Raw genomic sequence first — 13,835 nt, forward strand, 5'->3', positions numbered from 1 at the left:
ACATCATTAAAGGAGTGGCAATGCAGTGAAGATGAAGAAATGGATGGGGTTTTTAGCAATCGTGGCAATCATGCTTCTTGTTGCAGCATGTGGGAATGTCAGTGATTCTGGCAAGTCAGATTCTAAAAATGACACACAATCAAATGGGAAAAGTGTAGAAATTAAACATGCGGGTGGCACAACTAAAATTGATAAAAAACCTAAAAAAGTGGTTGCTTTAGAATATTCATTTGTTGATGCGCTTGTTGCATTAGGTGTTAAACCTGTAGGTATTGCGGACGATGGTAAGAAGAAAAATATCATCGAACCTATTCGTGATAAAGTAGGCGACTATAAATCAGTAGGTTCACGTAAACAACCGAACTTAGAAGTGATTAGTGAGTTGAAACCGGACTTAATTATTGCAGATAGTAACAGACATAAAAATAACTATGAACAATTGAGCAAAATTGCACCGACAATTTTATTACCAAGTTTAGACTCAAACTATAAAGATAACATCGAAGCGTTTAAAACAATCGGTAAAGCTTTATCAGAAAAAGACAAAGCAGATCAACGTTTAAAAGAGCATGAAGAAAAAATTGAGAAATACAAAAAAGAAATTACAATGGATAAAAGTAAAAAAGTTTTACCAGCTGTTATTTCTCAATCAGGTTTCTTAGCGCATTCTGACCAATCATACGTAGGTCAATTTTTACATGACTTAGGTTTTAAAGAAGCTTTAACTAAAGAAGTAGCTGATCAATTACCTGAATATTTAAATGCACCATACTTAAATATGAACTCGGAACAGCTTTCTGATGTTAACCCACAACGTATGTTTATTATGGTTAATGGTGAAAACGATCCGCACTTAGCTAAAATGAAAAAGGATCCAGTATGGAACGAAATCGATGCTGTTAAAAATGATCGCGTTCACGTTGTAGATCGTCAAACATGGGCTAAGTTTAGAGGTCTCATTTCTTCTGAAGAAATTGCCAAAGAATTAGTAGAAATTTCGGAAAAAGAGAAAAAATAAGTTGCTTTTAAATGAAAGGGAAGGGATGATGCATCATCATGTGTTCAAGTGAACGACTTTTTCCTTTCCCTTACAATGCAATATAAAAGGTGATTTCATATGTCAAAATTCAATCAAAAAATTTATGATGGACATCACCAGAGAAGACGCACTACGCTTACTTTTATCGTAAGCGTGTGCTTTCTTATTTTTGCAATTTATTTAAATCTTGCAATTGGTTCATCAAAAATTTCATTTCAATCACTTATCGACTATTTCTTTCATCTTAAGTCAACGAAAGAAACATTTTTAATACATAGTGTTCGTATGCCGCGATTAATTGCAGGTATTATAATTGGTGCTGCACTTGGTGTAGCAGGTGTTTTAATGCAAGCAATCACAAGAAACCCATTAGCATCACCTCAAATTTTTGGTGTTAATGCGGGTGCATCATTTACTGTTGTATTAATTACGGTTTTAGTCCCTAGTTTAGCTAGCAACACGATAGTATTTGCATTTGTTGGGGCTTTTATTGGTGGTTTAGCGGTATATACCTTAGCGGATACAACTAAAGGGATGACACCGATAAAACTGGCACTTGCGGGGATGACTATTCATTTATTTTTCACAAGTCTGACGCAAGGTATCATTTTATTAAATGAAGATGCGACGACGACAGTAATGTTTTGGCTTGTTGGTGCACTGCATACGATTAAATGGCCACAAATATTTCAGATCTTGCCTTGGATTATAAGTGGTTTAATTGCTGCATTACTGCTCGCACGCCAGTTGGCGATTATGGATTTAGGAGATCAATTGGCGACGGGCCTAGGACAAAATACGAAATTAATTCGTGCTTTATCTGGATTAATCGTCATTGTTCTTGCAGGTGCTAGTGTATCCATTGCAGGACCTATTGGCTTTGTGGGTTTAATTGTCCCTCACATCGTGAAGCACTATCTAAATCGCAATTATTTCTTGATCATTACATTATCTATGATTATGGGAGCGAACTTGCTTCTGATTTCGGATGTAATCAGTCGACTCATCACTTTCCCATTTGAATCTCCAGTCGGTATTGTGACATCCTTTGTTGGTGCATTGTACTTCTTATGGATCACAATGAGAGGGGTGAAAGCGCGATGAAGATTAACTATACAAAACGTTACGTTATTGTCACGCTACTTCTGATTGTGTGTGCGATTTTAAGTTTGAGCGCTGGAGCAGTTTGGATTTCGCCAATCACTGTGCTTAAAGAGGTTTGGACGGGCAAGCAATTTATTTTGACAGAATATCGCGTACCAAGAATGTTGCTTGGTATTTTAGTCGGTTTTGCCTTAGCCGTTTCAGGTGCAGTCATTCAGGGTGTGATTCGAAACCCACTTGCATCTCCAGACGTGATTGGGATTACTAAAGGAGCAAGTTTGGCTGCGGTTATTGTTATTATCGTGTTTCCAACTGCACCTTTATTTGTCTTACCACTTGCTTCATTTGTAGGGGCACTTGTCATTAGTTTGATTTTATCGCTTTTAATCAGTTTAAAAGGCATTAAAGGTTCGCAACTTGCGCTTATTGGGATGGCCATCGGTGCTGTCGCAATGGCATTAGTTCAATACTTATTGATTCGAAGCCCAATGGAAGCGAATATTGCATTAGTTTGGTTAACGGGAAGTCTTTTTGGCCGTTCAATGGATCATGTATTAACCATTTTACCTTGGATGATAGTCTCGTTACCGGTGATTTTCTTCTACGCTAAAAAGTTAGACATTCTTCATTTAGGAGAAGAAGTTGCGACTGCCTTAGGTACACCTGTGAAAAGAACGAAAATGATTTTGCTATTTGCAGCCGTTATGTTAGCAGGTTCTGCGATTTCAGTTGTGGGTGGTTTGAGTTTTCTTGGACTAATCGCACCCCATATAGCAAGAAGTATTGTAGGACATAGACACGGTCATATTATAGCGATGTCAGGTTTAGTAGGTGCTTTATTAATGGTGATTGGCGATGGGTTAGCACGTGTCATTGCACCACCTATTGATATTCCTGTCGGTGTATTAATTGCTGTGATTGGTGCACCATACTTTTTATATGTTTTACGTAAAATGTAATGCCAAAATATGCATTTAAACGTATGAATATTCAAATAAACATTGCATAACGTCTCCAATATCGGTATAATAAATACCAACTATTGGAGACGTTTTTTATTTTAATGGGGGACATATTTGAAAAAGAGAAAGGCGTTAATTATGGAAAAATATACTAAGAAACAGTGGACAATTGGAAAATTAAAGTTTACCTTACTTTCGATTGTGGGTGTGATTTTATTTTTAATTCCTATACCTGTTGTAGAAGATGGTAAGCATACTTCAACATTACCGATTGCTTATTTAGCCAAGCAGTTTCAAGCACTTTTTGGGGGTTTAATGCCATGGATTATCGTTGGGATTATTACGATTTCTGGTATTTTAACGTTATTATATAGCACCGTATTAAAATCAAAAGTAAAAAAAGATAGTTTTAGAGCAAATGCATTTATCGTGACATGGCCTTGGTTGGTGATTCGACTCTTATCAATCATTTTTGTATGGATTACATTTTTAAAAATCGGATTGCCATGGGTCTATTCAGAAGATACAGGTGGGCTTATTTTTACAGGATTGTTACCTACGTTAGTTGCGGTATTTTTCTTTGCGGCAATCTTTTTGCCATTATTGCTTGAATACGGGCTCCTTGAATTTTTAGGTCCGATTTTTAGACCTGTCATGCGACCATTGTTTACGTTGCCAGGGCGTTCTACAATTGATAACTTGGCGTCTTTCATTGGAGACGGTACTGTGGGTGTCATGATTACAAGTAAGCAATATGAGCAAGGATTTTATACACGCCGTGAAGCGACAGTTATTGCAACAACGTTTAGTGTCGTTTCATTAACATTTGCTATTGTTATTGCTGAAACAATTGGTCTCATTGATCACTTTGCGTTATTTTATAGTACGGTGATCATAGCCTGTTTAGTAGCGGCGTTCATTATGCCACGAATATGGCCGTTACGTTCAGTAGAGGACCATTACGTTGATGGTGTTTCAGCAAAAGAAAGACCTGAAAAACAATATGATTATAAAGAAGCACTTAAAAAAGGTTATGAAGATGCTGTTATCACAGGCTATAAAGCACCTGGATTAAAATTATATATGGTGACCGCTTTTAAAACGGTAATGGATATGTGGCTTGTGGTCATTCCTGTAGTTATGACGATTGGGACATTAGCTACAATTCTTGCGACATATACGCCCCTATTCACTTGGATAGGTATTCCTTTTGTTCCAATTTTAGAATTTCTTCATGTTCCAGAAGCACATGCTGCATCTGAAACAATGATTATTGGGTTCGCAGACATGTTCTTACCTTCAATATTAATCGAGGGCGTTCACAGTGACCTTACACGTTTTGTTGTCGGTGTGTTAAGTGTATGTCAATTGATTTATTTATCTGAAGTCGGTGGTGTTATTTTAGGGTCTAAAATACCAGTAAGTATTGGAAAACTATTTATGATCTTTTTGATTCGTACTATCATTACGTTACCTATTATCGTGCTCATCGCGCATTTATTTTTCTAATTGTTTATGCATTAAGTTTTATCAAATTTCACTTCGTATCTAGTGTAGCTGAAATATCATTTTTCTATTATTACAATAATGAATGATTATATGCATTACCGGAGTCATATCATGCGAAGTTTATAATAAAAAGGAAGCGCTAAGATGGTTTTTAATAGAAAATCATCTTAGCGCTTTTTATTTTTGGGATTAATGACCCGGAATCTTTATATTGTGAATTAGTTAACTGGGAATCCTAAATAATCTCAGTTTACTTCGTGACTTCGTTATATACTTTTTTATCATTAAATGTATAAATAATGTATTGTTGGTCGTCAGTGTCGATGATGACACGATTTGTTTTACCAAAAGTAGAGCCAATGCGTGATACTCTTTTAGAATCTGTTTCAGGAACTGCGTGGATATCTTGATCCTCTGTTACATTACGAATTTGATCATTCGGAATTCGAATATCTGCAACTCTCCATTGAATATGGACTTCATTTTCATTTTTTTTAACTGTCATAGCCATTTCACTGACACATCCTTTTTCAAATTTTGTACAGTTATTGTATCTTATTGAAAACGTTTTTGCAACCATTATGTGATACTTTTTGATTAATTATGACATACTAATTAAAAAGACGATGAAAGAGCGAAAATATGTTCGTATGAGGGAACAGATTATGTTATAATCCTTTCATAATAGTGAGGTGATGAACATGACTGGTAAAACACACTCTGCTGCAGGTATTTTAGTGGGTGCAGCAGTTGCCACACATTATCAACTTGATATTTTTGAAATGACTACAAGTATTGTTTTATCAGCTTTAGCGAGCATCTTTCCCGATATTTGCCACACAAAGAGCAAAATTGGCCAAAAACTTCCTTTGCTTAGCTTTATTATCAAACATTTGTTTGGTCATCGGACATTAACCCATTCGTTGGTTTTTGTTTTAAGTATATATTTTGTCTTACATATGATAGAAACACCGATTTACTATATGATTAGCATCATTTGTGGTATGCTTTCACATATAATATTAGATATGTTAACACCTAGAGGCGTACATTTATTTTTTCCAATACCGATTCGAGTACGTTTCCCAATTTATTTCAAAACAGGTGGTTTGATGGATTTATCTTTGGCAACAACTTTCAGTCTTGTGACGATATATGTCTTATTTGAATCAAGTGTGAAGCATCTTATTTTAAATGGATTATAACTGTTGTTGTATTGATTTTAGGCACAGAATACAAACAAACCAACTTAGCGTCAAATCACAGCTTTATTAAAGGAGCGTATAATTGATATGTTAGATAAGAATAAACTTGAAAAGTATGGACAGGGTCATCTGAATGAGTATGAAAAACTGATGAGTACGAATGAAAAAGAACGACTTAACCAAAAAATTGATACGTTAGACTTAGAGGCAATTCATTCACTATATGAACAGGTTTACGTTAATCGTCAAACCATTAAAGATGTTTCTTCAGTTCAAGAGGTAAACTATGAAGTCAAAGCTCAATTGCAAGAAGAGACAATTGAACTATACAAATCAAAAGGTATCGATGCGATTCGTGAAGGACAATTTGCGGTCTTGCTTTTAGCGGGGGGACAAGGGACACGTCTAGGTTATCAAGGACCAAAAGGTTCATTTCAAATAGAAGGAATCAGCCTGTTTGAATTACAAGCGAGACAGTTACTGCAATTGAAAAGTGAAACTGGGCGTTTTGTAGATTGGTATATTATGACTAGTGATGTCAACGATGGAGAGACGAGAGCATTCTTTCTTGAACATGATTATTTTGGCTATCATCCAGAGCATGTATACTTTTTCAAACAAGATAATATCGTTGCTTTAACGAAAAATGGTCAATTAGTTCTTGATAAAGATGCTTTAATTATGGAAACACCAAATGGAAACGGAGGCGTTTTTAAATCTCTTAAAGCATCTGGTTTATTAGACCAAATGGCTGAACGCGGTAATGAATATATTTTTATGAATAACATAGATAATGTACTCGTTAAAGTTTTAGATTCTGTATTTGCAGGCTTTACCGTACATCATCATAAAGATGTAACATCTAAGTCCATCGAACCTAAGTTAGGTGAAAGTGTCGGTCGATTAGTTGTTCAAGATGGGAAAGATACTGTTTTAGAGTATTCTGAATTTGATAAAGATGAAATTGCTGACCAATTTAAAAACGCGAATATAGGGATTCATGCTTTTAGACGTTCCTTTATCGAAGCCGCTGTTGATAAAGCATTACCTTATCATTTAGCAATTAAAAATTTAGAGCAATTAGATGAAGATTTTGGGGTTGTAAAAAAAGAAACGCTAAAATTCGAACTTTTTTATTTTGATATTTTTCAATATGCAACTTCATTTATGACGCTACAAGTGCCTAGAGCGGAAGAATTTAGTCCGCTCAAAAACAAAGAAGGTCGAGATAGTGTAGAAACTGCGACAGCGGACCTTAAACGTATGAATATTATTGAATAGGGGTGGCCATATGCCAACTGTGACGAGTGCCACAAAGAAAAAGAAGAAAACAACTTTAGAAACATTTAAAGAAATGAATCCCTTATCTTTCGGCGAAGAAATAGGGAATACAGTTTCGCATGGCGTTGCTGCGTTTTTGATGTTAATTGCACTACCATATGCAGCTGTCCATAGTTATGCACATTCCGGCGTGTTAATGTCGGTGAGTGTATCTGTTTTTGTAATCAGTTTATTTTTGATGTTTATATCGTCTACTGTTTATCACTCAATGCAACAAGCTTCGCCTCATAAATACGTCATGCGTATCATTGATCATAGTATGATTTACGTAGCGATTACTGGGACATATACGCCTGTATCACTAGTACTTGTAGGGGGATGGCTTGGTTGGAGCATCATGATTTTGTTATGGGGGACGACGCTTTGGGGCATTTTATACAAAGCGATTGCCACTCAAGTCAATGCTAAATTAAGTCTCATCATCTATCTCACTATGGGATGGGTTGGTGTCATCTATTTGCCTATTATTATAAATAAGGGCGCGTGGCTCTTCTTTATTTTTATTTTGTTAGGTGGATTAGCTTATACGATCGGCGCTTGGTTTTATGCGCAAAAAAATAGACCCTATTTTCACATGATATGGCATATTTTTATCTTTATTGCATCAATCTTTCACTTTATAGGTATTTTATACTTTATGTAGGCAGGTGTTAGCATGCAATCAAATTATAAATTGTTAATGTTTGCACTAAGTATATTAATCCTCTTTCAAATGTTTTTTGGCTATTATTATTTGTTAGGGGATGGAGCAGTTACATCTTCTCCGTACCTTGGTGTAGTGTCATTAATTTTAGGTGTTATCCTAATGATGATTATGGCTTCTATTTATCGTTATCATCAAAAAAATAAATAATACAGATAAAAAAGACTGTTATAGGCGCTCTTTATCATCATCAATTGATAACTGAGGGGACTTTGGCAGTCTTTTATAACATGTTTACACATATTTTGAAACTATAGATCATTTTAATCATTAGAACATCGTGTCTGATTAAATCACTTTATCTAAAATTGAAGATGGATGCGTGGGTCAGATATCGCGCTATTTGAGCAGAATCGAATACGTATCCATTTTGTAACGTGTATAATGTACATGTTTTAATAGAACGTTTTAAAAAGTAAAGTAATGAAGTAGAGAGTGATTTAGAAGTGGTGGTTTAACAATTAACCTCTTCTTAATAGGGGGTAAAATTGAATCCAAAGCGGATTTTCATTTTTACAATTTACTTTGATGATTAATTGTACTTTTAAAACAAAATGAATGAGATATACTTTAATTTATTAAATCACTTAAAAATAAACAATGGCTCAGTAGATGTCTGGGATGGATAAAGACTTTTCAAGCTTTCCGCATCCGTCGACATTGTCATTAAAGAAAGGTCGATAACTATGAAATTAAAACAAGTTAGTATTATTTGCTCACTTGTCCTGATTATGTTTATGGCAGCTATAGAAACATCCATTGTGTCTTTAGCATTGCCAACTATGCGTGATGATCTTAACGCGACACAACCGATTTCTTTCGTATTTACGGTTTACTTTATAGGTATTGTATTAGCCATTCCAATTTTAAGTGAATTGATGTCACGTATTAAAATTATTTATGTGACGATAATTGGCTTATTATTATTTATTATCGGGAGTCTTATGTCTGGAATGAGCACACACTTTGAGATGCTTATCTTTGCAAGATTACTACAAGGAATAGGTGCTGGTGTGAATATGTCTTTAGCTCAAATCGTACCTAAGTTAGCTTTTGAAATTCCGTTTCGATACAAAGTAATGGGGATAGTCGGAAGTGTCTGGGGCATTTCGAGTATACTTGGTCCTTTTTTAGGGGGCTTTATTTTAGAAGTTTCATCTTGGCATTGGCTATTTTATATCAATATTCCAATTGGGATTCTTGTCATGGGGATTGTGCTTGCTTCTTATCGTTTTGAAGCGGAAACAACATCCAATCATCAAGTTGATGTGATGGGTATGGTTTTATTCTATATTTTATTAGCGCTTTTAATGATAACGGTCTTAGTTTCAGGACATGTATGGATCAATATTTTAGCGTTTTGTTCATTTCTCCTTGTTTTTTGGTACATCATCCGTAGAGGCAAGACAGCTAAAATTTCATTTTTACCAATTAAGGAATTTAAGTCCACTGTGCGTTTAGCCTTTTTTACAGATTTTTTCATTGCTATGGCACTGATTGGATTTAATGTTTTTATACCATCGTATTTACAAGATCATCTTCATTTAAGTCCACTACAAAGTGGTTTGGTCATTTTTCCGCTTTCAATTGGTTGGCTACTTGTGAACTTTACACTTGAAAAAATCGAAGCAAATCGGTCTATTAGAGGTTTATATTTAATCGCAATAGGTATTTTAGTTGTAGGAAGTATTCTTATTATTATCAGTGCATATCATCCGATTATTATTGCGATTGCTTTAATTTTCATAGGAATGAGTTTTGGTACAGCGTATACAAAAGATAGCGTAATGGTTCAAGAAAAAACTTCACCTGAGAGTATGAAAAAAATGATGTCGCTCTTTACATTGACACGTAATATGGGGAATTCAGTAGGATCAGCAGTGATTGGTTATATTTATGCGATGCAACACACACTATTTCATAATTCAATACAAAATGTAATGATATTTTGTATGATTGTATTGATAGGACTAGGTTTTGTATGGTTCGTGCAAAAAGATAAAACTTTACGTTCAATTTCAGAAGCGTGATATAGTATAAAAAAAGGAGGGTTTGAGCATGAAAGGTAAGTTTAATTTATTTAACTTAGTCACTTTAATGATCATACTCTCCATTTTTATTATTTCAGGGGCTATCTTTTTAACACTATTAGGTTTTGGTTTGTTTGGATTGAGTCGTTTGTTGATTTATTTTCATTTAGGGTCTTTTACTTACAACAAAGGCTTTTATGATAATTTAGTTTATTACGGTAGTTATATCATCTTAGGATATTTTGTGATTTACTGTGTTGAATATTTAATGGATTGGCTCAGAAAAAAATTATATCCAAATCCTTACTTAGAAGGCTTTACATTTCATTTGATAGCGTACTCGATAATTATGACAATGTTTTTCTTTGTAATTCATATTCATTATCAATATATACGCATTGATTATTGGGTACTTATGTTGATTATTGCGCTTTTATATATTTGTAAAGAGATATTTTATCCTGATTCAGAAGATCTAAATCAGAATAAACGTCACTAGCACAGAATGAAAACGGAATGAAAGCAAATACTTTGCTAAGCTAACTGATTAGACATAAAATAAGTCAATGCTAAAGATTTATGAAGGAGGAAAGTGTATGCACGAGGGTATTCAAATTGATAAAAAACAACGTAACTTTATCGTCGCCGTCATTTTGGCCAGTGCATTCATAGCAATACTGAATCAAACGCTATTGAATACCGCACTTCCTAGTATTATGAGAGGGCTAAACATTGATGAAAGTACATCACAATGGTTAGTCACTGGTTTTATGCTTGTTAACGGGATCATGATTCCATTAACTGCTTATTTAATGGATAGAGTCCCTACGCGTTACTTGTATCTTGCAGCGATGGGGACTTTTCTATTAGGCTCTGTGATAGCTGTTTTTGCACCTACCTTTCTAGTACTTATGTTGGCACGAGTCATTCAAGCAATGGGTGCTGGAGTCATTATGCCACTAAGTCAATTCACGCTTTTTACGCTATTTCCTAAAAGCCAGCGTGGATTTGCGATGGGATTATCAGGCTTAGTGATACAATTTGCCCCAGCTATAGGACCTACACTTTCAGGGCTTCTCGTTGATCATTATACTTGGCGTGCGCCTTTAATGGTGGTGGTCGTTGTAGCAACATTTGGCTTTATTTTTGGTTGGCTGTCAATGCGAAATTTTAGTGATACGAAAGAAGTTGTACTCGATAAAACATCAGTCTTACTCTCTACATTCGGTTTTGGTCTGATGTTATATGGCTTTAGTATCGCAGGTACACAAGGTTTTCATAATCCGCTAGTTATCATCAGCTTGATTGCTGGACTGGTGATTGTCGGTATCTTTATTCACAGACAATTAAAAATAGATAACCCAATTCTTAATTTACATGTCTTTCAATCGAGAACCTTTACACTTACGTCAGTTGCATCTATGATCGCATTTACGTCTATGGTTGGCCCGGCATTATTAATTCCTGTATATATCCAAAATGCATTAGGTTTATCTGCTTTATTATCTGGTTTAGTTGTTCTTCCAGGTGCTGTAATCAACGGTGTGATGTCTGTTGTCAATGGTCGCCTCTATGATAAAGTGGGAGCAAGGGTTTTAGTCATTCCTGGCTTTATCTTATTACTGATTACCACTTTAATGATGGCGCAACTGACAGCGCATACTTCTTATTTATATGTCATTAGTATTTTTACAATCCGACTCTTTTCTATATCATTATTGACGATGCCTTTAAATACGGCAGGTATCAATTCGTTATCTAATGATATGGTTTCCCACGGAACAGCGATTATGAATACTTTACGGACAATATCTGGTTCTATGGGGACAGCCTTGATGGTGACCCTTATGAGTATAGGAGCGCGCTGGTATCATCCGGATCATTCTGTAGCACAAGGAATGATTCATAGAGAAGCCATTGCTTTTGGTGTAGATTTAGCTTTTTATGTGACTTCTGGATTTCTATTAATAGGCCTCATCATTAGCTTTTTTATTTATGATCGTGGTAAAGAGAAAAAGGCAAGAAAGCAAAATTATGTGCGTCAACCCAATCGATAAGTAAGCGTATGAGAATCACAAAATGAAACGAGATGGCAAACTGAGTTAGAGTACTGAGTGAGCTATCTCATTTTTTATGTATGAAAATAAAGTTTTTATAGTTTTTTACCTTATGAAAGTTGACAGAGTTTTGTTAAACTAAGATTAAAGCGTATTCAAAAGGAGATGTCGGAAGTGTTAACAGAAGAAAAGGTAAGCGCACTTGTAGGAGAAATTAAAGACCCAATTATTAATGTACCTTTAAAAGAAACGCAAGGTATCATTGATATTTCTATAAAAGAAGAAAAAGCACATGTTAGTGTCAAAGTTGCGATGGCACAGTTAGGGGGACAGCCACAACTTGAATTGCAAATGGCTATCGTTGAGAAGTTGAAAGAAAACGGTGCTAAAACAGTTGGTATTCGTTTTGAAAGCTTGCCAGAAGAAACGGTTGCAAAATACAAAGGGAATCAAAAAGCAAAAAAACAGACAATAGAAGAATTTTTATCAAAAGACAATCCGCTAGAGTTTATTGCGATTGCATCCGGTAAAGGGGGCGTTGGTAAATCAACCGTAGCCGTCAATTTGGCTGTATCACTTGCGCGAGAAGGAAAACGTGTCGGTCTCATTGATGCTGATATTTATGGTTTTAGTGTACCTGATATGATGGGGATCGATGAAAAGCCGGGCATAGAAGGTAAAACGATTATTCCAGTAGAACGTCACGGTGTTAAAGTGATTTCGATGGCTTTCTTTGTAGAAGAAAATGCGCCAGTAATTTGGCGTGGTCCTATGTTAGGTAAAATGCTTACGAACTTTTTCACAGAGGTGAAGTGGGGAGATTTAGACTATTTAATTCTTGATTTACCACCGGGTACTGGAGATGTCGCATTAGATGTACATACGATGTTACCTTCTAGTAAAGAAATAATTGTCACAACACCGCATCCAACTGCGGCATTTGTTGCAGCAAGAGCTGGTGCTATGGCTAAACATACAGAGCACTCTATTCTCGGTATTATTGAAAACATGTCTTACTTTGAGAGTAAGGAAACTGGCAATAAAGAATATGTGTTTGGACAAGGCGGCGGCCAAAAGTTAGCTGATGAATTAAGTACAGAGTTACTTGGTCAATTGCCGTTAGAACAACCTTCATGGAAACCAGTGGATTTCTCACCTTCCATTTATCAACCAGAAGATCGTTTAGGGCAAATTTATCGAGACATTGCACTCAAAATTATTGATAAAACAAAATAAGTAAAGTTGTTTCATAGATGTTATGAAGCGGGAAAAGTTAAACAGATGATATGGTCTGTAATGGCATGGATGATTAGGATTGCGTAAAGTAATAGATAATTGCACGCGCGATCCAAACATCTAATGCCATTTATTAAATTCTGACTGCTTTAATAGACGTGTTTATGAAATTTGTATGATCTGTATTAGAGTGATTGATAAGGGGAGAATACCATCAGAATCAGCAGTTTTTGGGCTGTTAAAATAAAATTTAAAAAATTGAAATTTAGACTTGCTTTTTTATATCAATCTGTATAGAATATATTCTTGTGAGCGAAACAAATCACTAATTCAACAATAAAATAAATTATTAATTTATTGTTGACACATCGTTGAGACGATGATAAGATATAAAAGTCGCCAAAAGCGACAAAAAAAGAATTTTATTCAAAAATATTTGAATGGTGTAAAATTTACTATTGCAAATATGTGAGAATAAATATAAAATATTAAAAGTGTTGTTAATTAAGTTGATTTATAGTAAACTTAGTTAATGATGTTAACAACAGAACGAAATGAACATTGAAAACTGAATGACAATATGTCAACGTTAATTCCGATAATTTGAGTACTTTAACGTACTTTGAAGAGTGATTGACTTAAACAATCA

General features: G+C 35.0%; 12 protein-coding genes. 11 read left to right on the forward strand and 1 reads right to left on the reverse strand.

What is annotated here, in order from left to right:
• The first annotated feature begins 25 nt into the window (after window positions 1-25).
• From CD118_RS04190 to CD118_RS04205, 4 genes are all read left to right on the forward strand, one after another.
• Window positions 26-1,018 carry an ABC transporter substrate-binding protein gene (locus tag CD118_RS04190; protein WP_050332112.1) on the forward strand — a complete coding sequence of 331 codons (993 nt, stop codon included), beginning with the start codon at window positions 26-28 and terminating at the stop codon, window positions 1,016-1,018.
• A 99-nt stretch (window positions 1,019-1,117) separates the two neighbouring features.
• Window positions 1,118-2,143, forward strand: coding sequence for a FecCD family ABC transporter permease (locus CD118_RS04195; RefSeq protein WP_050330309.1), 1,026 nt, complete (start codon window positions 1,118-1,120; stop codon window positions 2,141-2,143).
• Window positions 2,140-3,102 (forward strand): FecCD family ABC transporter permease, encoded by a 963-nt coding sequence (locus CD118_RS04200; RefSeq protein WP_050330310.1) that lies wholly within the window; start codon window positions 2,140-2,142, stop codon window positions 3,100-3,102. Before CD118_RS04195 ends, CD118_RS04200 begins: the two co-directional genes overlap by 4 nt.
• A 141-nt stretch (window positions 3,103-3,243) precedes the next feature.
• Entirely contained in the window at window positions 3,244-4,614 is a 1,371-nt protein-coding gene (locus CD118_RS04205) for a YjiH family protein (protein WP_060830500.1), read from the forward strand.
• 250 nt (window positions 4,615-4,864) lie between these two features.
• Here the strand turns inward: CD118_RS04205 and CD118_RS04210 are convergent, their stop codons facing one another.
• A complete protein-coding gene (locus tag CD118_RS04210; protein WP_016426399.1) occupies window positions 4,865-5,125 on the reverse strand; it encodes a SunI/YnzG family protein in 261 nt (86 codons plus the stop codon).
• 190 nt (window positions 5,126-5,315) lie between these two features.
• Here CD118_RS04210 and CD118_RS04215 point away from each other — a divergent pair, with 190 nt between their 5' ends.
• The 7 genes from CD118_RS04215 (at window position 5,316) to CD118_RS04250 (ending at window position 13,186) form a co-directional block, all read left to right on the forward strand.
• Window positions 5,316-5,819, forward strand: a complete 504-nt coding sequence (locus CD118_RS04215) for a metal-dependent hydrolase (RefSeq protein ID WP_050330311.1) — start codon at window positions 5,316-5,318, stop codon at window positions 5,817-5,819.
• 87 nt (window positions 5,820-5,906) lie between these two features.
• On the forward strand, window positions 5,907-7,100 hold the full coding sequence (locus CD118_RS04220) for a UTP--glucose-1-phosphate uridylyltransferase (protein ID WP_060829567.1): 1,194 nt from the start codon (window positions 5,907-5,909) through the stop codon (window positions 7,098-7,100).
• 19 nt (window positions 7,101-7,119) lie between these two features.
• A complete protein-coding gene (gene trhA / locus CD118_RS04225) occupies window positions 7,120-7,803 on the forward strand; it encodes a PAQR family membrane homeostasis protein TrhA (protein WP_240621903.1) in 684 nt (227 codons plus the stop codon).
• A gap of 746 nt (window positions 7,804-8,549) precedes the next feature.
• Entirely contained in the window at window positions 8,550-9,893 is a 1,344-nt protein-coding gene (gene sdrM, locus CD118_RS04235) for a multidrug efflux MFS transporter SdrM (protein ID WP_103356308.1), read from the forward strand.
• Between the two features lie 28 nt (window positions 9,894-9,921).
• Window positions 9,922-10,392 carry a SepA family multidrug efflux transporter gene (locus tag CD118_RS04240; RefSeq protein WP_050330319.1) on the forward strand — a complete coding sequence of 157 codons (471 nt, stop codon included), beginning with the start codon at window positions 9,922-9,924 and terminating at the stop codon, window positions 10,390-10,392.
• 97 nt (window positions 10,393-10,489) lie between these two features.
• Entirely contained in the window at window positions 10,490-11,950 is a 1,461-nt protein-coding gene (locus CD118_RS04245) for an MDR family MFS transporter (RefSeq protein ID WP_050345332.1), read from the forward strand.
• 174 nt (window positions 11,951-12,124) lie between these two features.
• Window positions 12,125-13,186, forward strand: a complete 1,062-nt coding sequence (locus tag CD118_RS04250; protein WP_060829570.1) for an Mrp/NBP35 family ATP-binding protein — start codon at window positions 12,125-12,127, stop codon at window positions 13,184-13,186.
• The last annotated feature ends 649 nt before the right edge of the window (window positions 13,187-13,835 follow it).

Source organism: Staphylococcus coagulans, assembly GCF_002901995.1.
GTDB lineage: Bacteria > Bacillota > Bacilli > Staphylococcales > Staphylococcaceae > Staphylococcus > Staphylococcus coagulans.

What these genes read in the sequence shown, in the direction of transcription:
- CD118_RS04195 (WP_050330309.1), top strand. Translation starts at nt 1,118, where the DNA reads ATGTCAAAATTCAATCAAAAAATTTATGATGGACATCACCAGAGAAGA.
- CD118_RS04200 (WP_050330310.1), top strand. Translation starts at nt 2,140, where the DNA reads ATGAAGATTAACTATACAAAACGTTACGTTATTGTCACGCTACTTCTG.
- CD118_RS04205 (WP_060830500.1), top strand. Translation starts at nt 3,244, where the DNA reads ATGGAAAAATATACTAAGAAACAGTGGACAATTGGAAAATTAAAGTTT.
- CD118_RS04210 (WP_016426399.1), bottom strand. Translation starts at nt 5,125, where the DNA reads ATGGCTATGACAGTTAAAAAAAATGAAAATGAAGTCCATATTCAATGG.
- CD118_RS04215 (WP_050330311.1), top strand. Translation starts at nt 5,316, where the DNA reads ATGACTGGTAAAACACACTCTGCTGCAGGTATTTTAGTGGGTGCAGCA.
- CD118_RS04220 (WP_060829567.1), top strand. Translation starts at nt 5,907, where the DNA reads ATGTTAGATAAGAATAAACTTGAAAAGTATGGACAGGGTCATCTGAAT.
- sdrM (WP_103356308.1), top strand. Translation starts at nt 8,550, where the DNA reads ATGAAATTAAAACAAGTTAGTATTATTTGCTCACTTGTCCTGATTATG.
- CD118_RS04240 (WP_050330319.1), top strand. Translation starts at nt 9,922, where the DNA reads ATGAAAGGTAAGTTTAATTTATTTAACTTAGTCACTTTAATGATCATA.
- CD118_RS04245 (WP_050345332.1), top strand. Translation starts at nt 10,490, where the DNA reads ATGCACGAGGGTATTCAAATTGATAAAAAACAACGTAACTTTATCGTC.